The sequence below is a fragment of the Photobacterium sp. HL06 genome (assembly GCF_059552575.1).
In genome coordinates this window covers 2282487-2306854 of the sequence record NZ_CM183915.1, presented here as the reverse complement: position 1 = coordinate 2306854, position 24368 = coordinate 2282487, and the positions used below count along the sequence as shown (strand labels likewise).

26 protein-coding genes are annotated in these 24368 nt (G+C 43.3%); 8 read left to right on the top strand and 18 right to left on the bottom strand.

Annotation, left to right across the window (positions count from 1 at the left end; genetic code table 11):
• Positions 1-9: 9 nt before the first annotated feature.
• Genes tadF through AC51G0_RS28235 form a run of 12 tightly spaced genes read right to left on the bottom strand, consistent with a single transcriptional unit; the run spans position 10 to position 9410 of the window.
• Positions 10-552: a tight adherence pilus pseudopilin TadF gene (gene tadF / locus AC51G0_RS28290; RefSeq protein ID WP_496302872.1), complete on the bottom strand. Its 543-nt coding sequence runs from the start codon at positions 550-552 to the stop codon at positions 10-12.
• On the bottom strand, positions 545-1003 hold the full coding sequence (locus AC51G0_RS28285) for a TadE/TadG family type IV pilus assembly protein (protein WP_496302871.1): 459 nt from the start codon (positions 1001-1003) through the stop codon (positions 545-547). The genes tadF and AC51G0_RS28285 overlap by 8 nt, the downstream gene beginning before the upstream one ends.
• Positions 993-1736 carry a tetratricopeptide repeat protein gene (locus AC51G0_RS28280; RefSeq protein WP_496302870.1) on the bottom strand — a complete coding sequence of 248 codons (744 nt, stop codon included), beginning with the start codon at positions 1734-1736 and terminating at the stop codon, positions 993-995. Before AC51G0_RS28280 ends, AC51G0_RS28285 begins: the two co-directional genes overlap by 11 nt.
• Entirely contained in the window at positions 1729-2607 is an 879-nt protein-coding gene (locus AC51G0_RS28275; protein WP_496302869.1) for a type II secretion system F family protein, read from the bottom strand. The genes AC51G0_RS28280 and AC51G0_RS28275 overlap by 8 nt, the downstream gene beginning before the upstream one ends.
• A complete protein-coding gene (locus AC51G0_RS28270; protein WP_496302868.1) occupies positions 2604-3518 on the bottom strand; it encodes a type II secretion system F family protein in 915 nt (304 codons plus the stop codon). The genes AC51G0_RS28275 and AC51G0_RS28270 overlap by 4 nt, the downstream gene beginning before the upstream one ends.
• Positions 3515-4792, bottom strand: coding sequence for a TadA family conjugal transfer-associated ATPase (locus tag AC51G0_RS28265; RefSeq protein WP_496302867.1), 1278 nt, complete (start codon positions 4790-4792; stop codon positions 3515-3517). Before AC51G0_RS28265 ends, AC51G0_RS28270 begins: the two co-directional genes overlap by 4 nt.
• Positions 4793-4805: 13 nt before the next feature.
• A complete protein-coding gene (locus tag AC51G0_RS28260) occupies positions 4806-6050 on the bottom strand; it encodes a CpaE/TadZ family protein (protein WP_496302866.1) in 1245 nt (414 codons plus the stop codon).
• 24 nt (positions 6051-6074) lie between these two features.
• Positions 6075-6560, bottom strand: a complete 486-nt coding sequence (locus tag AC51G0_RS28255; RefSeq protein WP_496302865.1) for a hypothetical protein — start codon at positions 6558-6560, stop codon at positions 6075-6077.
• Positions 6557-7858 (bottom strand): type II and III secretion system protein family protein, encoded by a 1302-nt coding sequence (locus tag AC51G0_RS28250; RefSeq protein WP_496304240.1) that lies wholly within the window; start codon positions 7856-7858, stop codon positions 6557-6559. Before AC51G0_RS28250 ends, AC51G0_RS28255 begins: the two co-directional genes overlap by 4 nt.
• A 60-nt stretch (positions 7859-7918) precedes the next feature.
• Complete coding sequence (locus AC51G0_RS28245) at positions 7919-8716, bottom strand: RcpC/CpaB family pilus assembly protein (RefSeq protein WP_496302864.1); 798 nt, start codon at positions 8714-8716, stop codon at positions 7919-7921.
• Between the two features lie 9 nt (positions 8717-8725).
• Positions 8726-9163 carry an A24 family peptidase gene (locus tag AC51G0_RS28240; RefSeq protein WP_496302863.1) on the bottom strand — a complete coding sequence of 146 codons (438 nt, stop codon included), beginning with the start codon at positions 9161-9163 and terminating at the stop codon, positions 8726-8728.
• Between the two features lie 13 nt (positions 9164-9176).
• Complete coding sequence (locus AC51G0_RS28235) at positions 9177-9410, bottom strand: Flp family type IVb pilin (protein WP_496302862.1); 234 nt, start codon at positions 9408-9410, stop codon at positions 9177-9179.
• 752 nt (positions 9411-10162) lie between these two features.
• Between AC51G0_RS28235 and AC51G0_RS28230 the strand changes: the two genes are divergently transcribed.
• Positions 10163-11404: a GGDEF domain-containing protein gene (locus AC51G0_RS28230; protein WP_496302861.1), complete on the top strand. Its 1242-nt coding sequence runs from the start codon at positions 10163-10165 to the stop codon at positions 11402-11404.
• 170 nt (positions 11405-11574) lie between these two features.
• Here the strand turns inward: AC51G0_RS28230 and aroG are convergent, their stop codons facing one another.
• Positions 11575-12627 (bottom strand): 3-deoxy-7-phosphoheptulonate synthase AroG, encoded by a 1053-nt coding sequence (aroG, locus tag AC51G0_RS28225; protein WP_496302860.1) that lies wholly within the window; start codon positions 12625-12627, stop codon positions 11575-11577.
• Positions 12628-12980: 353 nt separating this feature from the next.
• On the opposite strand from aroG, the gene AC51G0_RS28220 reads away from it, so the two are divergent.
• Genes AC51G0_RS28220 through AC51G0_RS28205 form a run of 4 tightly spaced genes read left to right on the top strand, consistent with a single transcriptional unit; the run spans position 12981 to position 16326 of the window.
• Complete coding sequence (locus AC51G0_RS28220; protein WP_496304239.1) at positions 12981-13721, top strand: amino acid ABC transporter ATP-binding protein; 741 nt, start codon at positions 12981-12983, stop codon at positions 13719-13721.
• 6 nt (positions 13722-13727) lie between these two features.
• Positions 13728-14555, top strand: a complete 828-nt coding sequence (locus AC51G0_RS28215) for an amino acid ABC transporter permease (RefSeq protein WP_496302859.1) — start codon at positions 13728-13730, stop codon at positions 14553-14555.
• 43 nt (positions 14556-14598) lie between these two features.
• A complete protein-coding gene (locus AC51G0_RS28210; RefSeq protein WP_496302858.1) occupies positions 14599-15408 on the top strand; it encodes a transporter substrate-binding domain-containing protein in 810 nt (269 codons plus the stop codon).
• 27 nt (positions 15409-15435) lie between these two features.
• Positions 15436-16326 (top strand): amino acid ABC transporter permease, encoded by an 891-nt coding sequence (locus AC51G0_RS28205; RefSeq protein WP_496304238.1) that lies wholly within the window; start codon positions 15436-15438, stop codon positions 16324-16326.
• Between the two features lie 85 nt (positions 16327-16411).
• On the opposite strand, the gene AC51G0_RS28200 is transcribed toward AC51G0_RS28205, so the two are convergent.
• The 3 genes from AC51G0_RS28200 to cobU are packed head-to-tail and all read right to left on the bottom strand — an operon-like array spanning position 16412 to position 19104.
• Positions 16412-17896, bottom strand: a complete 1485-nt coding sequence (locus AC51G0_RS28200) for a cobyric acid synthase (protein WP_496302857.1) — start codon at positions 17894-17896, stop codon at positions 16412-16414.
• A 10-nt stretch (positions 17897-17906) separates the two neighbouring features.
• Positions 17907-18530 carry a histidine phosphatase family protein gene (locus tag AC51G0_RS28195; protein ID WP_496302856.1) on the bottom strand — a complete coding sequence of 208 codons (624 nt, stop codon included), beginning with the start codon at positions 18528-18530 and terminating at the stop codon, positions 17907-17909.
• Positions 18531-18552: 22 nt separating this feature from the next.
• Positions 18553-19104 carry a bifunctional adenosylcobinamide kinase/adenosylcobinamide-phosphate guanylyltransferase gene (gene cobU / locus AC51G0_RS28190; RefSeq protein WP_496302855.1) on the bottom strand — a complete coding sequence of 184 codons (552 nt, stop codon included), beginning with the start codon at positions 19102-19104 and terminating at the stop codon, positions 18553-18555.
• Between the two features lie 269 nt (positions 19105-19373).
• Here cobU and AC51G0_RS28185 point away from each other — a divergent pair, with 269 nt between their 5' ends.
• The 3 genes from AC51G0_RS28185 to AC51G0_RS28175 all read left to right on the top strand — a co-directional run bounded on the left by AC51G0_RS28185 (position 19374) and on the right by AC51G0_RS28175 (position 21849).
• Positions 19374-20219 carry a CPBP family intramembrane glutamic endopeptidase gene (locus AC51G0_RS28185; RefSeq protein WP_496302854.1) on the top strand — a complete coding sequence of 282 codons (846 nt, stop codon included), beginning with the start codon at positions 19374-19376 and terminating at the stop codon, positions 20217-20219.
• Positions 20220-20484: 265 nt separating this feature from the next.
• Entirely contained in the window at positions 20485-20853 is a 369-nt protein-coding gene (locus AC51G0_RS28180) for a YgiW/YdeI family stress tolerance OB fold protein (protein WP_496304237.1), read from the top strand.
• A 177-nt stretch (positions 20854-21030) separates the two neighbouring features.
• A complete protein-coding gene (locus tag AC51G0_RS28175) occupies positions 21031-21849 on the top strand; it encodes an alpha/beta fold hydrolase (protein WP_496304236.1) in 819 nt (272 codons plus the stop codon).
• A gap of 132 nt (positions 21850-21981) precedes the next feature.
• Here the strand turns inward: AC51G0_RS28175 and AC51G0_RS28170 are convergent, their stop codons facing one another.
• On the bottom strand, positions 21982-22797 hold the full coding sequence (locus AC51G0_RS28170) for an alpha/beta fold hydrolase (RefSeq protein WP_496302853.1): 816 nt from the start codon (positions 22795-22797) through the stop codon (positions 21982-21984).
• Positions 22798-22924: 127 nt separating this feature from the next.
• Complete coding sequence (locus tag AC51G0_RS28165) at positions 22925-24271, bottom strand: MATE family efflux transporter (protein ID WP_496302852.1); 1347 nt, start codon at positions 24269-24271, stop codon at positions 22925-22927.
• Positions 24272-24368 lie beyond the last annotated feature (97 nt).

The following is a 24368-nucleotide window of genomic DNA, read 5'->3' as shown; positions in this document are numbered from 1 at the left end:
CTCCTCAGGCTAACGGCCTAACATAATAGAACTCGTTCGAATAAATGAAAAATCATCACCTACCAATTCACCAAACCAGTTATCACCCTGATAGCAGATAGTGACTTTATATAGAACCGCCCTGCGTCCCCATGATGTTGTCGGCGATAGTTTTTCTTCTGACAGCAAGGTACTTTCTGGGGTGCATGCCAACTGGCCACGGGAAAACAGATGGACATTATTAGTTGGATTTATTGTCGTTTTATCATTATTAAACTTTTGCTGTTCAAAGTACGCACCTAACTTATTGGCATCATAGCCGCCCATGGTTCTCTCTAATGACTCGCCAATAAGCAAATACAACTCATCAATCTGGGCTGAATCAAGAATATCCTCTTCATTATATAACTGAGTCCGCTCTTTAATAATATTAACAATAGAATAAGCAAGCCTATCCAAGCGGCCTTTCATTGACTGATTTACAACAATATCAGTGGTAAATGCTAGGAGTAAAACAAAGCCAACCGAAACCAATGCAAATTCAACAGTAAAAGTACCGTGTTGACTATTCATTGAATTTACTCCTCTCGTGCTCTTGTATTGTGATCACTTCACGAGATATATTCACCGTTTCACCTTGTGTGAAGAAAAATGTATACATTGGTGTGTATCTATATTCCAGGGAATAAACAGCCAGAGCCGAGTTGTCAGCCGAGCCCGCCTCTAATTGGCCAACTAAGTTAGTTACGCTATCATAGTAACGAGTTTCAACGTCTAGTTTATTTACATCTATAAACGAAGACCACAGAGAACCACTCTCGCTGAGCACTTCCTGAAACATTGCCTTGTAATCATCTTCGCTTCTACTTCTTGATTTTCGGCTTGCCTCTGCACTTGTATAATCAACCACCGCAGACACATAACCCATATAACTAACCTCAACCCAAAATGCTATCATCGAAAAAAAAGCAAGGAAACCTAATGCAAATTCTATCGAGACCATACCTTTCTGTTTAGTAAACATGGGAACTATTCCCTGTAGGCTTCATTGCGTACAATACACGAAATAGTTGGATGGCCTCCTCTTCATCGCTGGTATTCAATAACGTTTTAAATTTCTCAAACTTTCCTGCTTTGACAATTGCGATAAGCAAATTGGCTTTTACTCGCTCATCGGTATTACCATTTATATACAGAGGCAATAAGCGGCTAATTGCCAAATCATAGTTTTGTTCAATTAAATCAATGACGGCAAGATTATTTTTTACCATCACGTCATCGAACATCAGGTCTCTGGCTTTTCTAAATGCGTTCTTCGCTTCAACTAAATGTCCTTGTTCCGCATCAATAATGCCGATAAAATTATAGGCCTTAGCATAATTTGGATATTCAGCAACAAGATCTTCTAATATCTTTTTTGCCAACGTTACATTTCCAATGTCATAATGCGCCGTGGCTTGAAGGTTTATATATTTAGCTTCTAGTTTGTCACTTTTCAAAACAGGCTTAAGGTAAAATAGTGCCATCTCAGGATCATGAATTTTTAAATAATTTGAGGCTAACTTATAACGAGTATCAAAATTGTCATTTTCCTGTAAGTCAGCCTTATATAACTCAATTAGACCTAAGTAATTCTCAGCGACATTGAGCAAATCTTCACTTTCCTGTCTTGTTAAATTACCCTGATCGCGTTTAGTCTGAGATGAGCAACCAGAAACCAACCCAATTATTAAAATTAGCATGAATAATCTAAGCATTAGCCATCATCCTCATTAATCCAGGAGCGGAAATCAAAACTACAATAGGGAACATGATAAACAAGATGAGAGGAATTGACATTTTCGCCGATAACTTTCCTATTTTTTCTTCGAGCCCTAACATATGCACTTCGCGAATATCTTTTGCTAAGTTTGTTAACACTTCATAAATGGAGCTTCCGTATTTCATACTTTGCTTTAAGGTATACACAAAACTACGCATTTCATCAGAAGGTACACGAAGAAGCAGTTCATCCAATGCCTTTTCTAATCCAACCACCTGTGCTCTGTCATTGGTTTTTTTTAATATAAATGCTAAATCTTTATCAAAACTTCGCATCTCAATGGAGAGATATGAGAAAGTGGCTTCAATCGTCATACCAGTTTGAACACAAACTGCCATTAAGTCTAACAAGTAGGGTAAACGACCTGAAGTTCTGGTAATAAGCAGCTTCCGTTTAGTCGCCAATACCATATCAGGTATAAGAATGATGGCGGAAAGGAGCAAAGCAGAAACCATTACCCTATTGCTCATACTATCAAGGCCAAGATAATCATAAAAAACAAAACACCCCAACAATACTAAAGCAACAAGTACAATTTTCATTGGTAAATATAACCAATAATGCTTAGCTTCATAATAACCAGCATGAATAAACTTCTCCTTTATGTCTTTCGATCTGTGTGACAATGTCGTACTCAGCACAGATAACAACTCATTAAACCATAACAATTTATTACTATCTTCTGCTTCACTTTCTTTTAGCCAATTGATATGGTTTTTTTTATTTCTCCCAATCAAAAAACTTAAACAAACCAAGCCTATCCCTATAAACAATAAAAGTCGAAACATCACTGCCTCATCCATCATCTTACTCCCTTCATTAGAAACCAAATAATAAATATACCAATTGATTCACTAATTAACAGGTAATTAAGAATAGGTTTACCTTCAGGTTGGTTCATGACAAAATCAAAGTCACTAGGATTTAAATAACTAAGCCCAAAGAGGAATACAAAAGGAATCGAAGCAACAATTTTTGCAGACATCCTTGCTTCTGCTGTCATTGCATATTTCTTTTTATCTGCTGCTCGAGCATCAAACATTAAACGATTTAATCGTCGCATCACATCTTTTAACTGACCACCGCGATTGATATTAGCACGAAGAGTAATTATAAAAAAAATGAATGGCGAGTAAGGAAAACGCTCAGAGGCTTTTCTAAACACCTCATCAGGTGGTTCGCCAATTTGTAACCTTTCCCCCATTCGCTTAAACTCAGCACCAACCACCGTATCAAGTGAGTTTCCAACGAAAATAATTGAATGCATCAAGCTTTCACCCGAAGAAACGGCACCCAACAAAATATTTAATGCATCAGGAAAAGAGGCTTCAAACTCTTGTTTCTGTCGGTTACTTAACCATGAAATTGCAAAAAAAGTAGAGGCGATAAGGCTAACTGTGATAGCTAAAAAAGGTGACACTTTTAGAAAAATTTCGTTTATGTAAACACTTGCAACAATCACTACACTATAAAATATAAACACTTTAATAAAAGCAAAGTTGCCAACCTGCTTAAAAACATTTGATATCGTACTGCGCAAGCTTTGAAGTAGGGTTATCTCTTTTAAGCTTGCCATGTCAACCGCATCGCGGCTATTTAGATCACTGACAAATACTGTTTTAGTTGCCTTATTCAAAAAATCAAGCCGATTCCTTCTATCTATTCTGGGGAGCATCATCACAACAAAGCCCACAACGATAAGGACTATATAAATCATACTGCCTCCCGCCTGAATGCTGAATCCAACTGCTCATGTAAGCCAAAGAATCTCGCCTTTTCCATCAATACTGAGCGCTGCATTAGACCTGCAGTAATAAAATTACCAGCGACACGACCATCTTGTTGTTGCGGTAAAGGTTGAAAACGGAAAATCTCTTCCATGACAACATTCTGCCCTTCCATACCAACAACTTCAGTAATGCTGATAACCTTGCGGGTCCCATCATGCATACGACTGATCTGAACGATAAGATCGACTGCACTGACAATATTGCGCCGAATGGCTTCTAAAGGAAGGTTGGCTGTCGCCATCATCACCATGCTTTCCACGCGCCCTAATGCATCACGTGGGCTATTCGCATGCAACGTTGACATCGAACCATCATGACCAGTATTCATTGCCTGTAGCATTTCAAACGCCTCCGGCCCACGACACTCACCAACAATCACGCGATCGGGACGCATACGCAGTGAGTTAATCACTAACTCTCGCTGACCGATCGCCCCGGTATTTTCAATCCCTGCTGTCCTGGTCTCCATACGGACCACATGCGGTTGCTGTAGCTTGAGTTCCGCCGCATCTTCAATAGTCACAATGCGCTCTTTTTCTGATATATATTGCGAAAGGGCATTCAGCAAGGTTGTTTTTCCTGAACCTGTACCACCAGAAATCAAAATATTGATCCGACAATGCGCCGCTATCTTCAATAGCTGAGCCATTTCCGGTGACATTGATTGGAAATTTACCAATGCATCAATATCAATACTTTGCTTTTTGAATTTGCGAATAGATATAGAGGTACCATCAATGGCAATAGGAGGAACAACAATATTAACACGACTACCGTCACTTAAACGTGCATCACACATAGGCTGTGATTCGTCTACGCGACGTCCAACACGTGACGCAATGCGCTTGGCTATTTCTAATAATTGACGTTCATCAATAAATACCACCTTCGATTTTTCTACCAGCCCCCTTCGTTCAATAAAGACACAATTTGGGCCGTTAACCATAATATCTGAAATCGTTTCATCATCCATGAGTGTCTGTAGGGGCCCGAGCCCAATCAATTCATCACTTAGATTTTTGACATAATCATTCTTGAGTATGGCGGGAATAGGAAGACTTTCTTTCTCGACTAACAGCGCTACCGCATTAGACAACTGCTGCTCCAATTGTTCTTTGGTTAGCTTCTGTAGTGCTTCAGCATCAATAGCATCAAAAATTTGACTTCTCAGCCGAATGTAAACCTCTTTGACTTCCAGCATAACTTGTCCTGCCTTATCGACTAAACAAACGCTCAAATATCGTTTCTTTTTTTCTATTTTCGCCCAGTATCAGTGCTATCAGGGCCTTTAATGGCTTGGCCAGTTTTGAGCTGCTCTCATGCAGGCGTTTTCCTTGTAAGATCACATCTTCACCCATTGGCTCAAAGGGAATATAAATATCAATTTTGTGTTTTAAATAATGCGTAATTTCAGAATTGGTAACAGCTTCAATCTTCATGCCACGACTATTATTCACCACAACAATCAAACGGACAGGATGAGTCTGAGCTTCAATGGCAGTGTTAATACCTTTGATGAACCTGCCCGCCTCTCGCAGTGAAGATACCGTAGGTTCAAGCAGCAAAATGATGCAATCACTCTGGCTACAAAGCCATTCAGGCTTAGGTTCAAAGCCAACGGATGCAGATACATCTTCAATTACAAAATTAACATCTCGGGAAATCAGGCTGATCGCGGAATCAGAAAACTGCCTTATTTCATCATGACTTTCGTTCTCCATTCCATTATTGATCCCCATGGCAAGCAACTGCACTTTCTCGGACACTTGGCTAAGCAGCGACTGTGCCGAGGTTAAATCCAGAGCCCGGATAAGAGTTCCTGGTGCCAATGTTCGTTTCTCTAGGCCTTTTTTACCCAGCATAATATCCAGGTTGCCACCACAGTAGTTGTGATCGACCAATACTGTCGATGCTTGCTTATAATTGGAAAGTGCATAAGCTAGTTCAGCTGCAAGCAGGCTGCATCCGATCCCACCTTTGCAGCCAACGACTGATATTCTTTTAGCTCTTCGTTTCGAAACCACGCCACTTTGTCGCTTGCGGTTATCATATACGTTATAAATAAACTCAATGAGTTCTTGCTTCGATGTTGGCCAAAACAGGTAATAAACACCGATAGTTTTTAACGCGCGTATTGTTGAAATAGCATCTTCATCGCCAATAACAATAACGGATGCATGGCTGGGTAGGTATGGGATGATTCTTTCAGTATCTAGAACGACATCATCACTGTCTGTCAGCTCTATAATAATCACCTCAGTTTCATGGCTGTTTATATATTTTATAATTGACTTTTCATTATTTTTAGCGACTGCGGGCTCTTTCATCCCCTCGTATCTATATGCTTCACATATCAGTGACTTACAGTAGTCCGATTTAAAAAAAATGACTGATTCATGATTCTCAGCTTGGACATTTTCTTCCTTGCTACTATTAAGAATATCAACGAGATCAAACATAACCAGACTCCAAGCTATAACAAGTTAACTCTGTGAAAGCATTTTGTTCGGATGTAGCATAGACTTCCACCGCGCACCTTCAACAGCACAGTTCGCAGGCTGCTCACCTAACCTTTCTATTTGCTCATAAGTACAGATAGGGGCTTGAAGCTTGTGTTCGGTATATGAGATTTCAAAATCTTTATCGTTAGCAACAGCCTCAACCTTTACTGTAATCCTTGATGGATTTACACCTTGTTTTAAGAGCAAAACATGCACATAATCGGCTAATTTTTTTGCCTGACGATTACTGTATTTTATTAACACATCTTGAGCCAGAAGCTGTTCATTATGGTGTTTCACGAAACTATTAACATTCTGTTTGGAGGTATTAAACCCCTCACTTTGGCTATCGATCTGCATAGAAAATTTAATAGGGATCACATCAACCGATGATGACGGGTATTCTTGAAATTGGCTGGTACAAGCCATCAGGTTTAGTAATAAGGTTACAAGTATGATTCTGATCATTTTTTAAACCCCCCAGTAGCCAAAATTTCATCAGCCCATTTCTCTGTATTCGGTGATGCAGAAGTGTCTAAATTAAAAAACCTGGACAATGATGATGTGCGTTGAATACTGGGTAGCTGAATTTGCGAAGGATGAATGGGCTGTACTAAGTTTACGGTCGCGACAATAATCAACTCTGTTTTACGTCGCTCTGTCTGGGTATGACGAAAAAGAGCACCTAATACTGGAATATCACCAATAAAGGGGATCTTAGAAAGTGCTTCTCTATCTTCTGTACTTAACAAGCCACCAAGTACAAAACTTTGCCCATCACCTAATTCAACTGTGGTTCTTGCTCGACGTGTTTTAAATGCGGGTATATCGAGAATTGATGAACGGTACTGGTTATCAATGGCACTCACTTCAGGCATCAGCGACAACTTAATCTGGTCATCCTGAAGTACCTTGGCTGCCAGTTCCAATCGAATACCAAACTCTTTGTAAGTAACAGTATAGGTATCGTCAATATAGACAACAATCGGCAATTCCCCCCCTACCAGAAAGCTTGCAGTCTCTCCTGATATCACTGATAAATTCGGCTCGGCAAGAATTTGTCCTACTTCATCATCATTCACTGCTGATATAAACATAGCGATATCATCAGCACTTAAATCCGTAATAAAATCAGCAAACTGACCATTTCCTGCAAAGCTTCCATCACCGATAATTGATCCCCATCTAAAGCCAAGCTCATCAAGAAAGGAATGAGAGACTTCAGCAATGGACAGTTTGACATTAACCTGCTTGGTTTTCGCTACTTCAATATTGTTGACCAACCCCTTATAGCGGCGGCGCGTCATGAAATCAATTTCAAGCTCCTGATAACCCAGATCCCAGTGAATTTTGTAATCCTCATATTCCTTGCTAAGCAATTCTCCAACCAGATAATAGATACTCTCTTTTTCTTGTACTGAAGAGACAATACCGCTCAATACAACTTGATCGCCTAGATTCATGATCGATATATCGACATCAGGGTGTTTTATCGCGATATATTGCTGGATATGAGTGAGACTTTTATTAATCACCAATTTACGGTTTGCAAGTGTTTTACCATTCTCTCCAAAGACAATCAGGGATGCATTACCAACCTTTCGACCAAACACGACAAGTTTGTTTTCGCTAATCACCTGGTAGTCTGCCATTTCCGAATTTGAAATAAAGACAGTCTCAATTTTGGTATTAAAGCTGAGTGTCTTCGCTTCATCTAAACCTAAGTTAATGATCGATGCTGAACAAACTATACGTGTAAAGAGCATCAAACCCAGCCCAACAAAAATCCTTATCGTTGTTTGACCTAACATCATTGGCAGCCATCCTTAGTTAACGATACGCTCTTTTCCCCTAAGCTCAGTAACCGAGAAATAGTCAGGTAATACATCTCCAGTATCTGCTTTATGTACACTTAAGCTACGACCACCAAAACTATCAATACTTGATTTGTGTACCTCAAGTTGGCTAACACGTTTTGCAATAACCATTTTTGCGATATCACTGCGGCTAAGTTCTAGCACTAAAGTTACATTGTTTTTGTCTATACTTTTTTCGACATCTTCTACTGCCAATATACGCACAGCTGTTAGTAATGGAGACACCGATACACTACGGTATGAACTAACCCGATCGGTATCTGCAAAATTCTGCTCTAGTGAAGTCAACGAAATCACGTCGATGTAATCCCCAACATCTATCACCCCACCATATACGGTCGAAATATTGGTCTCGAAAGGATACGGTACCATCCCTTGCTTTAAGATCAGGTCGATATATTCTGGTGAATTTATGCTAACTATATTATGTTGAATTAGGAAATAGTCTTTAGCGAGATCTTGCCTGACAATATTACCCGGCTTTATCTTTAGCTCAACATCCTGGTAGATACCCGCCTTATTAGCTTCACTTTCAACCAACTGTTTTTTGTATACATTTGCTAACGTGATCTGCTCTCCCTTTTTCAACGCTTCTTTCAGGAGCCAAACCGTGATTTTATTCTCTTCCTGAACTTCAACTTTAGTTTCAGCCACCGTTTCTTTGGGCTCAAAGTACGATTCAGATATCCCTAGTAAACCTACGGCTATAGAGATAAATGCAACCAGAAACATAATCTTTTGTCTCATAGCGCTACCCTAGAAGTGTGAAATCCAAATACTAAAAACACTGGCTGTAGATATAGCAACACCATAAGGAATGCCTTTAGCTCTAACTTCTTGCAAGCTGTTTGTAATCACCCCATACAACAAGTAACAGCATGCCTGTATCCCTCCAATTATTATTATCGTTACTAGGCTAAAGCTCCAATATGCCGGTGATATGGCTAGCAAAAAAACTGCATATAACTTCACATCACCGGCTCCTATATAACCTAATGTACTAATAACAAACCCCAAGGCCAGTGCAGTACAGGCGGCAATAAAGGGCACATAACTGATATCTTTTATTACCAGAATATAAACACAGGCCATTAGCAACAAAAATATCTGGCTGTTTTTTATTTTCCGATGCTTTATATCACCCCAGCAGATATGTGCGCTAATCAGGGTTAGAATTAAAAATTCAACCTGCAACTTTGTATCTACTTTATTCAGATGCTGGAAGTTTACCTGTAATTGTACTCATTGCATTAGTTAAACCTGTATTCAAATCACCACCATCAGTACCGAAAACAGCTGCCACAGCAGTGGCAATAGCAACGCCAACCAGTGCATATTCAATCGCTGTTACACCTTGTTCATCGTTCTTAAATTCTTCAATAGCCGTTTGAAGTTTGACAAAACCAGCAGTCATTGCATTATTGATTGACTTAAACATCATAGATTCCTTCCATCTTCACTTGGCTGAAGCGCCAAGAACTAAAGTTATGTTTTGAACAATTTTTATGTAAGAACAAGTTCTTCGCTCTCATTTTTCTAAACGTGACCTTGTTCTAACACTTTAAGTAATAGTTGAACTTTTTTGTTATTGAAAGTAACTACTATCATTTTTTTGCGGCAAATTAATTACATTAATAACAAGCCACTAGTCAAATATTTACATCTTAATTTTGCAATGATATGCATATCAAGCAGTTATGACAGTGATGGACGCTATTGCGTGGTAACTATATGTATTAAAGAAAATTCTAATTTGGTGTTATTATTTTGTTGGAGATATCCAAGCTGCTTCAAGATGTTTGTTTCAACGAGGTCGACGGATTGGTGAGCAAGGCGCTAGGTAGAAGGCATAGTGGTTTTACGTAATAAAGCAGCAAACTAGCCCTAACATTCCCCCCTTCGAAGTGATTCAGCAACCCCATCACAGCGTCAAATAATGTAGAAGTGGGACCACCATTTCTGCCGTCATTTACCTTGAGCTGGGCATGCTGATATCACTCTGACTCATGTATTTTGAAGTGATTTTTGTTAGACAAATTCACAACATCCTGCCAAGTAGTACAGTACTAGCTCTTAGTCATAGGCTTTCGGTCAACTTCCTCCGCTCTATGTACTGAAAATTAACTAACTTACTTGGTTTTTTCGTCACATCGATTATCCTTAAATTACTTTGAGTATATGGGTTTTGTTTCAATGCCAATGTTATCATTTGCAGTATTCCGATATGCGGGCGTTCGCTTTTGTTTCCCATTAATGTTAGCCGCTGCACTTATTACTGCCATGGATTGGGTCGTTGCGATTTGCACTAATAATCACGATCTGATTATTGTATTGCCTTATATATTACTCATACTCACTGCAGCCCTAAGCCAGCCAATTAATCAAGGAAAAACCGGCATAGTGGCCATCTTGATGCTGGGTACCTATTACATTATTCAAAACCATTTGCAAAGCCCACTTGACGAAGGTAGCAACCGACTGGAATTCGTCTTGCTGGCCAGTTTACTCCCGCTGAACTTACTCCTAATTTTACTTCTTCCCGAACGCCGAATTTTTTCAAAAGTAGTGATACTGTACCTAAGCTTCATTGCTGTGCAGATAGTCGGCAGCATGAAGCTTCTCGAACATTTCAAAGATACTGATATTGCATGGCTATGGGAAAACTACTTATATCCGATGGCAGAGAACTCGCCACTCCCTATGATGATTGCGGCTTTTGTGATTATGAGTACAACTGTCAGTGCAATTGTAATGCTAAAACGGAACTTAAACTCAGATCAGCCCGTTTTTATTTGTCTGCTTTTATCAGGAATAACCTTTTCTCTTTTCCAGTTTGACTATATTTCATCGAGCTTTTTTTTTCTTGCTGCTTGCCTGTTACTCCTAAACTTATTCTTTTGTAGCCACGAACTTGCTTTTGATGATCCCCTCACAAAAATACCTGGCCGCAGAGCGCTAGAAATCGAAATGAAACACTTAGGCCGTCTATATACAATAGCTATGCTGGATATTGATCACTTTAAAAAATTTAATGATAGCTATGGCCATGATACCGGTGATAATGTACTTAAATTAGTTGCATCCTTAATGCTATCAACCCGCGGTAACGCTAGGGTATTCCGTTATGGCGGCGAAGAGTTTACAATTCTATTTAAAGGTAAAGAAACTCACGACTGTATAGAGTTCCTTGATGAACTGCGGCTAAAAATTGCCCGCTATAAACTATTAGTTCGCGATAACGCCTTACGTCCAGAAGATGATATTAATGGCATTGAACAACGAGCACAAAGAAGGAAAAACAAACCTATCAATGTCACTGTCAGCATTGGTGTTGCAGATAACTATGAGCTAAGTGATCCAGAAGATGTTATCAAAGCTGCCGATAAAGCACTGTATCAAGCAAAGGAGGCTGGGCGTAACCGAATTGAATGTTAGGCTGTGCCACTAAATGACAATGGTTCAAATACCCTGTTTAGCCTAAAATAGACTGACACTTTGTAGACTTATCTCAAGACAGCCTCCCCCTCAATAACAAAAAAGCCTGATAAAAAATCAGGCTTTTTTTCTAAAAGTTCACAGTCAAAATCGACTGTTTCAACTACTTCTTACTTCACACGACGCTTGCTTACATCATTGGCTAATTGACGAAGTACTTTTTCCGTATCTTCCCAGCCAATACATGCATCGGTAATACTTTGGCCATAAGTGGCCACTTTACCATCAACGATATCTTGACGACCTTCAACCAGGTGACTTTCGATCATTACACCAAAAATTGCATCGTTGCCGGCTGCGATCTGCTGGCCAACATCTTCAGAAACCACTACCTGGCGCTGGAACTGCTTCAGGCTGTTCGCGTGGCTGAAATCGATCATCACTTTCTTGCGCAAGCCTGCTTTATCAAGCTGGTCAGTAATATTATTGACATGCTCGGCGCTGTAGTTTGGCTCTTTACCACCACGAAGAATAATGTGGCAGTCTTCATTACCCGCAGTGGATACAATTGCCGAGTGGCCATACTTAGTCACTGATAAGAAGTGGTGAGGCGCACTTGATGAGCCAATCGCATCTGTTGCAATTTTGATGTTACCGTCCGTACCGTTTTTAAAACCGACCGGGCAAGACAAACCAGAAGCCAGTTCACGGTGTACTTGTGATTCAGTTGTACGCGCACCGATTGCGCCCCAGCTGATTAAATCACCCATGTACTGCGGCGTGATCATATCAAGGAATTCACCTGCAGTAGGTACACCTATATCTGTCAAATCGAGCAATAGTTTACGGCCAATTCGCAGGCCATCATTTAACTGAAAACTCCCGTCCATGTACGGGTCATTAATAAGGCCTTTCCAGCCAACGGTTGTACGCGGTTTTTCAAAATAAACGCGCATTACAACTTCCAGTTCACCCTTTAGCTCCTCACGGAGTGACTTCAGCTTCTTACCATATTCAAGAGCTGCTTCAGTGTCATGGATCGAACAAGGGCCGACGATGACAAGCAAACGGTCATCTTCATCATTTAAGATGTTATGAATTGACTGACGTGCCTGAAAAACGGTTTCAGATGCATTTTCAGTTGCTGGAAATCTTTCCAATACAGCAACTGGTGGTAAAAGTTCTTTAATCTCGCGAATGCGTACGTCATCTGTTTTATGCATGCTTTTTACTTCCCGTAGTACTATCACCTGTCAACATGTAAACAATAATGTACAGAGATCGTTGACAGTAAATCTCACATCCCATTGACTTTAACTTATCGCCTTAAACGCTCATGTGCAAACGCTATTTGAAATTTAATTACACATTTTTTACTCGCAACCGGCTGGTTAGACCAAATATGCTGTGAAATCTCCATAAATCCAACCATTCAGCAACCCTGCGATCAGCCAGCTTTTGAGCCAAGCAGCATACTAATTTACCCCCTTATTCTCCTTTTCAGTGGTATTACTTTGAAAATTATTCGTAAAAGCAATAACATAAGTACAACAAATTATTCATTGCCGAGGTCACCCTGGTGCCTGAAGATGCTGTCGTTTCATTTCGAAACGTCGATAAATGGTATGGCGAATTCCATGCCCTCAAGAATATTAACCTGACCATTGAGCGTGGTGAGCGCCTTGTTGTTTGTGGCCCCTCTGGCTCAGGAAAGTCCACACTCATTCGCTGTATCAACGGCCTTGAAAAATACAATGCAGGGCAACTTCTCGTTGCAGGCCACCCACTTGATAACAAACACTTAAGAGCAATTCGCGGCAAAGTTGGTATGGTTTTCCAGCATTTCAACCTTTTCCCTCACATGACAGTACTAGAAAACCTCACCCTTGCCCCCCGGCGTGCGCTGAAAATGTCCAAAGCAGAAGCCGATAAACTGGCTCGTGAATACTTAGAGCGCGTTCATATTGGCCATCAGGCAGACAAGTACCCAGCGCAGCTTTCGGGTGGACAGCAACAGCGCGTCGCCATCGCGCGATCGCTTTGTATGAAGCCCGATATACTGTTATTTGATGAACCCACCTCGGCACTTGATCCGGAAATGATCAGAGAAGTACTCGATGTCATGAAAGAACTTGCCGATGAAGGTATGACAATGGTGTGCGTGACCCATGAAATGGGCTTTGCTCGGCAAGTTGCTGATCGGGTAGTGTTTATGGACGAAGGCGAAATTGTTGAAATTGCCCCGCCCGCCCAGTTGTTTGATACACCCAGCCATGAACGCACCCAGCAGTTCCTTGAACAAATACTGAGTTATTAAGCCGCGATGTTGAAAAAGAATCCTCCGTCAGCACTACCGACAAATGGGCTAAAGATCCTGCAACCGGTTATTTCTGGTTTCCTACAGGTGTCTTTAGTTGGCTTGGGCCTTTATTGGCTGCTTAACAGCGGTGCCGAGGCCATGAACTACCGCTGGCAATGGTATCGCATACCGCAATATTTATGGTTTGTTGAGGATGGTGAGTGGTTTCCCGCCGAGTTACTTGAAGGGCTACTCGTCACGCTAAAAATATCAGCCGTCAGCCTTGTACTCACGCTTGTCATTGGGCTGACAACCGCTCTCCTGAGAATATCTGATTCCATCATCGGTCGTGGGCTTGCACGAAGTTATATCGAACTGATACGTAATACCCCGCTCCTTGTTCAAATATATCTGCTGTATTTTGTTTTTGGCCCGGTACTCGGGCTTGAACGCTTTACGACGGCTGTTTTGGCACTCTCGTTATTCCAAGGGGCGTATACCGCTGAGATTTTCCGGGCAGGTTTAAACAGTATTGCCAAGGGCCAATTTGAAGCAGGTCAAAGTCTTGGACTTTCCCAAACGGATAACTATCGGTTTGTTATTTTGCCACAAGTGATCCGGCGAATTCTGCCACCGCTAACCAACGAGGCCGTGTCGCTTGTCAAAAACTCATCCATTGTCAGTGTGATGGCGATTTTTGATCTGACAACAGAAGGCAGAAATATCGTTGCCGATACTGCCATGCCATTTGAGATCTGGTTCACCGTCGCGGGAATATATTTATGCGTCACCCTGGTGCTATCGGGTTTTGCCGCCTGGCTAGAGCACAAACTCGATGTACCGGCTCATTAGCAACACTGTTATGCCTTATTACAACAATTAGGAGAAAGGAAGCATGAAACGTCTGTTAGCAGCATGCCTTGCTGTATTTACATTACTCATAGGCTCATCAGCACTGGCTGCTGATAAGAGTACCCTCACAGAAATCAAAGAGCGCGGTACGCTTCGTGTCGGTTTGTCGACTTTCGTCCCTTGGGCGATGCGAGATAAACAAGGTGAACTCGTTGGCTTTGAAGTCGATGTCGCCCGTCGACTGGCAGAAGATGCCGGGCTAAAAGTTGAGTTCATTCCCACTGCCTGGGACGGGATTATCCCTGCTCTGCTCGCGGGCAAATTCGATGTCATTATCGGTGGTATGTCGATCACTCCGGCCCGTAATATGAGTGTGCTGTTTACTTCACCTTATGCCCATTCAGGTGTTCAGCTTGCTGCTCACACGGAAAAAGCAGCAGGTAAGACAAGCATTGAGGCTTATAACAAACGTAGTGTGACTCTCGCGGTACGACGCGGCGCCTTCACTGTTCAAACCGCTAAAAAGTACTTCCCGAAAGCCAAGCTACGCCAGTTTGACGATGATGCCCAGGCATTCCAGGAAGTATTAAACGGCAATGCCCATGCTGTGCTGGCGTCTTCACCAAAGCCAGAACAGATGTCAATCCAATACAATAACAAGCTGTATATCCCGCTGACTGAGCGTCTGAGCAGAGGCTCGGAAGCCTTCGCGATTCGTCATGGCGAGTTTGATCTGCTGAACTTCTTCAACAATTGGATCTTGCTTCGTACTGAAGATGGTTGGCTAAAAGAGCGTCATGACTACTGGTTTACAACGCTTGATTGGCAAAATCAAATCGCAGAAGGGCAATAACGCTTGTCTCAGAGTAAAACACAGCACATGTCGGGAGGCTCCCTCCCGGCTTTTTCCCGTTTAAATCGGCTTGATCTGTTGCTGGTGATAATCATCGTCAGCTTCATTGGCTGGCTATGGTATCGCTCATCAGCCGGTATTCATTATCAATGGAATTGGGATAAGGCCTTCTCGCTTATTTTTTCCAGCGGAAAGAATGGCGATCTGCCCTATTTCTTCCAAGGTCTTATTGCGACAATACGGCTAAGCCTTTGGGGAATGCTATTTGCTGGCCTCTTGGGGTTAATACTAGGTTTGGCCCGCCGCTCACCCTTGATGTTACTGAGGTTACCATCTCAGGCTTATATCCAGCTCGTACGCAACATCCCCCCACTGGTGTTTGTGTTTATATTCTACTTTTTCATTTCCAGCCAATTAGTTCCTGCGCTTGGCCTTGAAAGTGTATTGCGCTATCCAAATACCGATATTAATGGCCTGCAGCAGTTACTGTTTGGCCCAGCCAAATTATGGGAAAACCTATTCTCCGGGGTACTTTGTGTCGGGTTAATTGCAGCTGCTTATATCGCAGAGATTGTCCGCTCTGGTATTGATGCCATCGCCAAGGGACAATGGGAAGCAGCCGATTCTCTCGGCTTGTCCCGCTGGGATCGTTTTCGCAACGTTATTTTCCCACAAGCCCTAGCTGGTATCGTTCCACCACTGGCTGGACAGTTTATCTCCCTGGTTAAAGATTCATCCATCATCTCTCTGATTTCGATTCAGGAACTCACCTTTGTCGGTAGCGAAATCGCCAACTCATCCGGCCTGATTTTTGAAATTTGGTTATTGGTTGGTGCTGGTTATTTATTCCTCTGCCTTGGCTTGTCATTACTCTTTGGTAAGCTAGAAAGGTACACACTGAAACACAAACAGCGTTAATGAATGTTCAGACATAATAAAAAGCCCTTGCTGGCAGTTGTTAGCAAGGGCTTAAGTTAACGTTTATTTCTGTGACTTATTGACTCTATTCGGGTTTTGCAAACTTATCAGCCCACTCAGGCCATAGTTTCGCAAGATCCATATGCTGTTCAATGGTATCAGCAACTCGGTCAATACCCTGCTCTCGGATCTGATCAAAATCTGGTGTTTGGGTTGCCTCCAACCCTGCCCAAGACAGAATCGCATCACAGGCTTCTTGCTGCTCAAAGATACCATGCAGGTAAGTTCCAAATACCTGGTTATCAACCCCTAGCTGACCATCCGGGCCATCAATAAGCTGTAATGGCGCATCAGCTCTGACACCTTGTGTTACACCAGCATGGATCTCATAGCCACGAACAGCAACGGCCTCTTGTTCAGGAAGCTGTAATTGGCCGGAGGTTTGCTTTAACTGTTTGTCTGGAGCCAATACCGTTGAGGTTTGCAGGTAGGCAAGAGCGCGGCTTTCACCAGCCTCACCTTCAATGCCATCAGGATCGGCAATGTGTTCACCAATCATCTGGTAGCCACCGCAAATTCCCATCAACTTACCGCCTAGACGGACATGTCGGGCAATGTGTTTATCCCAGCCCTGCTCACGTAAAAACGCCAGATCACTGCGGACACTCTTGGTGCCGGGAATAATGATGAGATCGGCCGGTGGCATTGGCTCACCTTTACCCACAAACTGCAGATTAACCTGGGGATGCATCCGAAGCGGATCGAAATCCGTATGGTTACTTACACGGGTGAGCACAGGTACGACAACATTAAGCTGCTGTTCGGCCGCTTCAACTTGCTGAACATTAATCGCATCTTCTGCCTCTAGCATCAAGCCATGCAGGTAAGGCAATACCCCAAATACCGGCTTGCCCGTTTTCTCTTCCAGCCAATCCAGCCCTGACTCCAGAAGCTTGATATCACCACGGAATCGATTTATTACGAACCCCTTCACACGAGCCTGCTCCGACTCAGAGAGTAAAGCCAAGGTCCCGTAAAGGTGGGCGAATACCCCGCCACGGTCAATATCAGCTACAATGATCACCGGTATATCAGCCTGCTCGGCAAAGCCCATATTGGCAACATCGTTCTCGCGCAGGTTGATCTCTGCCGGACTTCCGGCTCCTTCTATAACCACCGTTTGGTATTCATCTTGCAAGAGGCAGAATGACTCCATGACAGGCCCCATCACCACTTTTTTATAGTCGTGAAAACCTACCGCATCCATGTCTGCCAGCGCTTTTCCCTGAACAATAACTTGTGCACCGATATCGGTATTAGGTTTTAACAATACCGGATTCATATGAACCGTTGGTTCAATACCGCAGGCCTGAGCCTGAACAGCCTGCGCCCTGCCTATTTCACCGCCATCTTTGGTGACAGCACTATTGAGCGCCATATTCTGCGATTTAAAAGGAGCAACCTGGATGCCTTTTCTCGCCAATACCCGACACAGCCCAGCCGCAAGCACACTCTTGCCTGCATCTGATGTGGTTCCCTGCACCATAAGTGCCTGAGTTGTTAATTGCATTTACTTCTCACTAAAATTGCTGTTGCACTGGCCATTGAATTTGCGGCCAATGCTCTCCATGTTCATCGCGATAAACTGTGACACGGTAACGAGCCGCATAAGGTAGATCGACACGTTGTAAATAATTGGCATTTTCTGGTATGTCTAACAGAATTCGTAGCAACTGCTTCATCACGCCAGCGTGGGTGACAAGCAATACACGCTTCCCCTGGTAACTCTTAAGCACATCTTGCCAGGCACACTGGATCCGACCGTCGAACTCCCGTAGAGACTCGCCACCATGTGGGGTCGACAACCAAGGGTTCTGCCAATACTCACTCAAGAGCTCCCTCTCGGTTTGCCATAGGCTATCTCGACTTTGACCGTCCCAGCGGCCAAAATTCATTTCTTTCCAATCTGCAAGTTGTTCAATAGGCAATGAAAACTGGCTGGCGAACTGTTTAGCAAAATCACTGCAACGCTGCAACGGTGAGGATAGAACCTGCTCGACGTCAACCAGCCCATCGACAGCAACTGACATCTGCTCCAATCCTTTCGCCGTGATCGGAAAATCTGTGTGCCCCCGCAAGCATCCATCACCTTCAGGCAAGCCATGGCGCAAAATATCAATACGAGTGATTGAAGTTTGATTCATTGTTCCCCCCTTCTACCTGTATTTATAATGCGGGACCTTTCAAAACCTGCGGAAGACCTGCAGTCACAAAAACGACCCGCTCAACCTGTTTGGCGATTGCCTGGTGCAACCAGCCACTTTCATCAACAAATTGCCGTGAAACCTCTCCCATCGGCACAATACCCTGACCAACTTCATTACTGACCATAATAATACGACCTTTTGCTTGTGATATAGCCTGAAGCAGCTCTTGTTTCTGCTGGTGCCAAGAATGCGATGTTGCACCTGGAGCAAATAAACAGTTGGAAAGCCACAGCGTCAGGCAATCGATAAGCAGGCAACTATCCGCTTTACTATGTGATCGAATGACAGCAGCCAAATTTACGGGCTCTTCCACCAGCTGCCAGTGCTGCGGTCGCTGCGTTTTATGGCGGGCAATTCGAGCCACCATTTCATCATCACCCGCTGTCGCCGTCGCGACATAAACCACATCTAAACTTGATTCGATAGCTAAGGTTTCGGCCAGGCTGCTTTTCCCCGATCTGGCACCGCCAAGGATAAGCTCAGCACCTATAAATCCTTTCTCCACTGTCACTTACATACCATTTCACGATCAACAATAAGCCCCATTGTATGGGAGTCACACTGCTTTACCAATCAAAACTCATAATGAAAGCCTCTGAATATCTTCAATCGTCGAAATGATGGTTAAGCGACACCATACTGGTACAGCTTCATCGGCATAGTAATCAATTCAGTAAGAAAATGAATGTGATCACTTTTATTTATTATTTAAAAAGAAACATGAAACCAACAAGTTAAATCGTTATTATCTCTGCTCAATTTATAATAATGCCATTACTTATGTTCAATATTTCACTATTAATGCCAGATGGGATCATATGGCTGCTTCTGGCATGCAGTGTTGCCAGCTTATTCATCAACACTAGATACTGGCCATACCTGCTCTCAGCGACCTTAGTTTCTGCCTACCTGCTGGAGCGCCTAACCCTTGTGGCTGCATTGGTCGTTTTGGTTGGGCTAGGGGTAGCCTCATTAGCGAAAAAACTATCGGGTAAATGGTTGGTCGCTGTGCATGGTGTGGTACTCGTATGGGCAATTGCCTTAATTCTCCACTTGGTACCCGGTTTCTACAATCTACACATATTGGATAAAGTGGCTACTGGCCCAGATAGTATTCCGTTTACTATGTATCTGAACCTTGATAAGCCTATGATTATTTTTGGCTTGTTGCTACTTGTACCCGCAATGCTTGGGAAACCACGAAATGTCACGCCGGTTAAACTCGCCGTGTTGGCGACATTGTTCATTCTCTTACCTGCAATGGCAAATGTGCTGGCCCTTGTCAGGCCTGAGTTTTCTCTGCCTGAGTGGTTATGGGTGTTTATGCTCAACAACCTGCTGTTTACCTGTGTCGCAGAAGAGGTACTTTTCCGTGGATATATTCAGAGATTGCTCACTCAGCGATTCAATCATTGGGTTGGAATAGGTGTAGCCAGTGTACTCTTTGGCCTCGCTCACTTTGCCGGGGGTCCACTTTTCATTTTGGTTGCTGGGTGTGCTGGGGTTCTCTATGGCCTTGCCTATTACTGGAGCGGACGATTAAGCATGGCGATCGGTATCCACTTCAGCTTCAATTTCATCCACCTGACCCTGTTTACTTATCCGCTTGCGACTACAGTAAATTAATCCTTCTTTTAGAAAAAACCGTCAGTTTCTCATTGGATGAACAGTGCTCGCATTACTGGCGGCTTCGCACTTATATACCAATCTGGATAAGTAGATGTCGGTTTTTCATGAGGAAAAATGACCAGATATTTATTTAGATTGGTATTAATTATCGCTATTTCTAATAACCATCTTAATATGAACGAAATCTGAATATTCAACTCATCATTAATTCAGAACACCTGTTGTTTAATAGCACTATCAACGACAAGGAGACTGAATCATGATTAAAAAAACTATTATTGCTATCGCCACACTCGCTGTTATGGCGCCAACGCTTGCACTTGCTGGAGATCACGACAAAGGCGCAGGCATTTCATACTCAGGGCCAGTTGATACGGTAACAGTCGCTGAACTATTGGAAGATACCGGCATGCTGACTGAGCGTAACGCTGTCGTAGAAGGTCATCTCATCAAACAAATTAACGCTGAAACATTTATCTTCAGTGACGGCACCAAAGAGATTCAAGTTGAACTCGATGATGATATTCGCCTGCCACAGGCTATCGATGCCACCACCAAAGTAAGGTTATTCGGTGAGTATGAAGGCGGCAACACCCCTGAAATCGACGTTGACCGGCTGCAAGTACTGTAACGACGCGATGCCATTCTCTAATCTACAGCCCCCCGTACACCGGGGGGACTTATTGGCAAGTCATCCGATCTGACACATCTGCTCACAGTTACCCGTCTTCTTCATTAGCTAGGCATGGTAAACTTCTGTTTAGCTGCAACTTGTTAGGATTATTGCAGTGCAAATATAGAGGTCATGATGTCAGATTCGCTGTTGTTTCATAAAACTTATCTTCACCCTTCCAGCAAGGACTGGGTGGTGTTTGTTCATGGTGCCGGAGGCAGCTCGTCAATCTGGTTCAAACAGATAAAAGCCTATAAGCGACACTTCAACCTGCTTCTTCTTGATCTTCGCGGCCACGGTAAATCCAATACCATGTTCAAAGACATGATGAAGAACCCGTATACCTTCAAGACGGTAACGACAGATATTCTTCAGGTCCTTAATCACCTTAAGATCCAATCTGCACATTTTGTCGGGATCTCACTCGGTACCATTATCATTAGAAATTTAGCCGAACTGGCACCAGAGCGAGTCAAATCCATGGTGTTAGGCGGTGCTGTCACACGATTAGACGCAAGATCTCAAGTGCTGGTTAAGGCCGGTAATCTCTGCAAAAATATTATCCCCTACATGTGGCTATATGGATTATTTGCTTACATTGTCATGCCGCAAAAAAACCAAAAAGAGTCCCGCGTACTATTTATTAACGACGCCAAAAAGCTATGCCAGAAAGAGTTTAAACGTTGGTTTAAATTAGCAGCTGACGTTAACCCGATCATGAAGTATTTCAAGGAAAAAGAACTTTCAATTCCGACGTTATACCTGATGGGCACTAATGACTATATGTTCATCAAGCCCGTGAAAGAGATGGTCGATAAGCATAAGCATAGCTACCTGACTGAATTTGATAACTGTGGCCACGTCTGCAATGTCGAGCGACCTGATGAATTCAACCATCACTCCATTGAGTTTATTCAGAAGCACCAGACAACCCAACCCGTGATGAATGCCTGATTGTTCAACGGGTAATAACCTTCCAAGTGTTTGTTTTTAGCCGCAACAGAGCAGATTATCGTTTAAAAAAGGGCGGCCCTCTAACTGATAATGAGGTTTCCGCCCTTCTTATCTATCTGGCTATCAATACTGTTACGCGATAGCGTCAGCCAAGAACTCTACCAAGTGATTAGTGACGAACTCTGCTTGCTCTAAATTGCTGATGTGGCCTGCAGCGGGAATGACGACGTATTTACTACCATCAATTGCATCATGCATAAGCTGCGCCTCAAGTGGCGGTCTCGGCGTATCTTCTGCACCCACCATAACTAAGGTTGGCAATGTCAGCTTTTCCACATCGTCAAAGGTATCACGACGACCAAATACCATACGGCCAATACGGGTAACATCCACTGCTTGTTGACCCTTCAGGCTTGCAAGGTGTGCACGAAATTGAGTCACTAGCTCAGGTGTCTCTTCTGCTGCATTTCGTGCAAAGAACATTGGCGTGATCACATCAACCATCGGCGCTGGTACGGCCTGCAGTTCTGCAATGGTATCTAGCATGGCAAAATATTTAGCATGAGTAACTTCGGGTTCATAACCGATGAAGGTATCCATCAGGACCAGTGACTGCACCCGCGCAGGGTCCTTGAGCGCCAACTCAGCTCCCCACATTCCACCTACCGACAAACCAATCACAGAGAATGTCTCGATATTTAAATGATCGATCAATGCAAGAATATCATCGGCGTAATCACGCAATGAACGTGTCTTCTCAGGTGCGGATTCAGACTGACCATGGCTCCAAAGATCCGGCACGATACAGCGATAATGCTGGCTCAATACATCAATCTGTGGAGCCCACATTGTACTATCCCACAAGTAGCTATGGCCAAAAACGAGTACCGGCCCTTCGCCCTTATCTAAAAAGTGCATGGTCTTATTATTGATGGTGAACGTACCCATTAGCTCCGATTCCTTTTCCAAATAGTGTTCGGGCAAGATAATACCAAGTAAATAAAGCAACTACACGAACTGTACAAATAAATACGCCCGGTATCGACCGGGCGTTGGTTACTGTTTAGCTAATATATTACTCGCCATACTTGGCTATAACTCGTTTTATTCCCTGCTGATACAATACCCAAGCAGTGATCCCGGCAGCAGTGTTACCGACCAGTGCGCCAATAAATAGGCCCTCCAATCCAGCAATCTGCGCACCTAACCAAATAACAGGTAAAAAGCAGACAAACAGCCGTAAGCCGGAAATCAATAACGCACGCATTGGTAGCGCAAGGGCATTGCAGATTGAAACCATCAGCATACAAACACCAAGTGGCCCCAGGCTCAGCGGCACCCAGGTCAGATGCAACGACAATATTTCACTCACCGATTGCTCACTAGACAGCAATTGACTTAAAACGGGTGAAGCGGCAAATAACACGCCAGCAATAACAAACTGCCAGATCAGTACAAACTTCACAGCCAGGTTTATCAGAGCCTTAATCTTGGTAATGTCTCTGGCTCCCAGCATCCTGCCGACCATCGGCGGCATCGACATCGTCAGGGCCAGAACGACCACAATTGAAAAGAACTCCAAACGTGAACCCAACGCCCATGCTGCGACGGTCGCCGCTCCAAAGCTAGCAACGAGTTTAGTCGCCAACATCGAGGACAAAGGCGGCAATAATTGGCTCAGCATTGCAGGCGCCATCGTATTCACCAGCTCTTTAATTGACGCAAACACATCGAGGCCTTGCCAATTGAGACTCATCCAATGACGCTTGAGCACAAGTGGATACACAACAAGCAAACCAACACCAAAGGCAGTAATTGTTGCCCAGGCAGCGCCAACCAATCCCATATCAAAGGAAAAGATAAACAGCGGATCCAATAGCATATTGAGTACACTGGTCACCATCATCATGATCCCCGGCAACATGGTATTACCGTTTGCCCGGCACAAGCTGTAGGCAAAATACAGCATCGCACCAGTCCATGAGCTTGCCAGCCAAACTGGCCAATATGCATCAATGACTGGGTAGACATCGGCAGGAGCACTAAGCAGGCTCAATATTGGCGTTCGTAATAACCAAATGAGGACACAAATAAGAAATACACTCACAGCGCCTGTAAGCACTACCAGCCCACCCAGCTGCTTGGCTCGCAGTGTCTCTTCGGCACCGAGCACTCTTGAGATTAGAGACGTTGTTGCAATACCTAGCCCTACCTGCAAGCCAATAATCACCATTTGCATTGGCAAGGTAAAACCCTGTGCAGCCAGCGGCAGAACCCCAAGTTGACCAATAAACGCACTGTCCACGAGCTGAAAACTCATCAGTGACAATACGCCAAACAGCATCGGCCAGGTCATGCTAAACAATTGGCGACCTAAATCTGGATAAAGAGATTGGGGTTTAGTTGAAATATGAGAACTCATGAAACACTACGGCAATGATCTATAAACTACCTAGTGTACGGATTTTAGTAGCAGAGCTAAAGAAAAGAAGAGAACAAGCGACGGGTAACCCAGTGGC

Excerpts from the sequence above, each read along its gene's own strand:
- tadF (WP_496302872.1), bottom strand. The coding sequence starts at position 552 with ATGAATAGTCAACACGGTACTTTTACTGTTGAATTTGCATTGGTTTCG.
- AC51G0_RS28285 (WP_496302871.1), bottom strand. The coding sequence starts at position 1,003 with ATGTTTACTAAACAGAAAGGTATGGTCTCGATAGAATTTGCATTAGGT.
- AC51G0_RS28280 (WP_496302870.1), bottom strand. The coding sequence starts at position 1,736 with ATGCTTAGATTATTCATGCTAATTTTAATAATTGGGTTGGTTTCTGGT.
- AC51G0_RS28275 (WP_496302869.1), bottom strand. The coding sequence starts at position 2,607 with ATGATGGATGAGGCAGTGATGTTTCGACTTTTATTGTTTATAGGGATA.
- AC51G0_RS28270 (WP_496302868.1), bottom strand. The coding sequence starts at position 3,518 with ATGATTTATATAGTCCTTATCGTTGTGGGCTTTGTTGTGATGATGCTC.
- AC51G0_RS28265 (WP_496302867.1), bottom strand. The coding sequence starts at position 4,792 with ATGCTGGAAGTCAAAGAGGTTTACATTCGGCTGAGAAGTCAAATTTTT.
- AC51G0_RS28260 (WP_496302866.1), bottom strand. The coding sequence starts at position 6,050 with ATGTTTGATCTCGTTGATATTCTTAATAGTAGCAAGGAAGAAAATGTC.
- AC51G0_RS28255 (WP_496302865.1), bottom strand. The coding sequence starts at position 6,560 with ATGATCAGAATCATACTTGTAACCTTATTACTAAACCTGATGGCTTGT.
- AC51G0_RS28250 (WP_496304240.1), bottom strand. The coding sequence starts at position 7,858 with ATGCTCTTTACACGTATAGTTTGTTCAGCATCGATCATTAACTTAGGT.
- AC51G0_RS28245 (WP_496302864.1), bottom strand. The coding sequence starts at position 8,716 with ATGAGACAAAAGATTATGTTTCTGGTTGCATTTATCTCTATAGCCGTA.
- AC51G0_RS28235 (WP_496302862.1), bottom strand. The coding sequence starts at position 9,410 with ATGATGTTTAAGTCAATCAATAATGCAATGACTGCTGGTTTTGTCAAA.
- AC51G0_RS28230 (WP_496302861.1), top strand. The coding sequence starts at position 10,163 with ATGCCAATGTTATCATTTGCAGTATTCCGATATGCGGGCGTTCGCTTT.
- aroG (WP_496302860.1), bottom strand. The coding sequence starts at position 12,627 with ATGCATAAAACAGATGACGTACGCATTCGCGAGATTAAAGAACTTTTA.
- AC51G0_RS28215 (WP_496302859.1), top strand. The coding sequence starts at position 13,728 with ATGTTGAAAAAGAATCCTCCGTCAGCACTACCGACAAATGGGCTAAAG.
- AC51G0_RS28210 (WP_496302858.1), top strand. The coding sequence starts at position 14,599 with ATGAAACGTCTGTTAGCAGCATGCCTTGCTGTATTTACATTACTCATA.
- AC51G0_RS28205 (WP_496304238.1), top strand. The coding sequence starts at position 15,436 with ATGTCGGGAGGCTCCCTCCCGGCTTTTTCCCGTTTAAATCGGCTTGAT.
- AC51G0_RS28200 (WP_496302857.1), bottom strand. The coding sequence starts at position 17,896 with ATGCAATTAACAACTCAGGCACTTATGGTGCAGGGAACCACATCAGAT.
- AC51G0_RS28195 (WP_496302856.1), bottom strand. The coding sequence starts at position 18,530 with ATGAATCAAACTTCAATCACTCGTATTGATATTTTGCGCCATGGCTTG.
- AC51G0_RS28185 (WP_496302854.1), top strand. The coding sequence starts at position 19,374 with ATGTTCAATATTTCACTATTAATGCCAGATGGGATCATATGGCTGCTT.
- AC51G0_RS28175 (WP_496304236.1), top strand. The coding sequence starts at position 21,031 with ATGTCAGATTCGCTGTTGTTTCATAAAACTTATCTTCACCCTTCCAGC.
- AC51G0_RS28170 (WP_496302853.1), bottom strand. The coding sequence starts at position 22,797 with ATGGGTACGTTCACCATCAATAATAAGACCATGCACTTTTTAGATAAG.
- AC51G0_RS28165 (WP_496302852.1), bottom strand. The coding sequence starts at position 24,271 with ATGAGTTCTCATATTTCAACTAAACCCCAATCTCTTTATCCAGATTTA.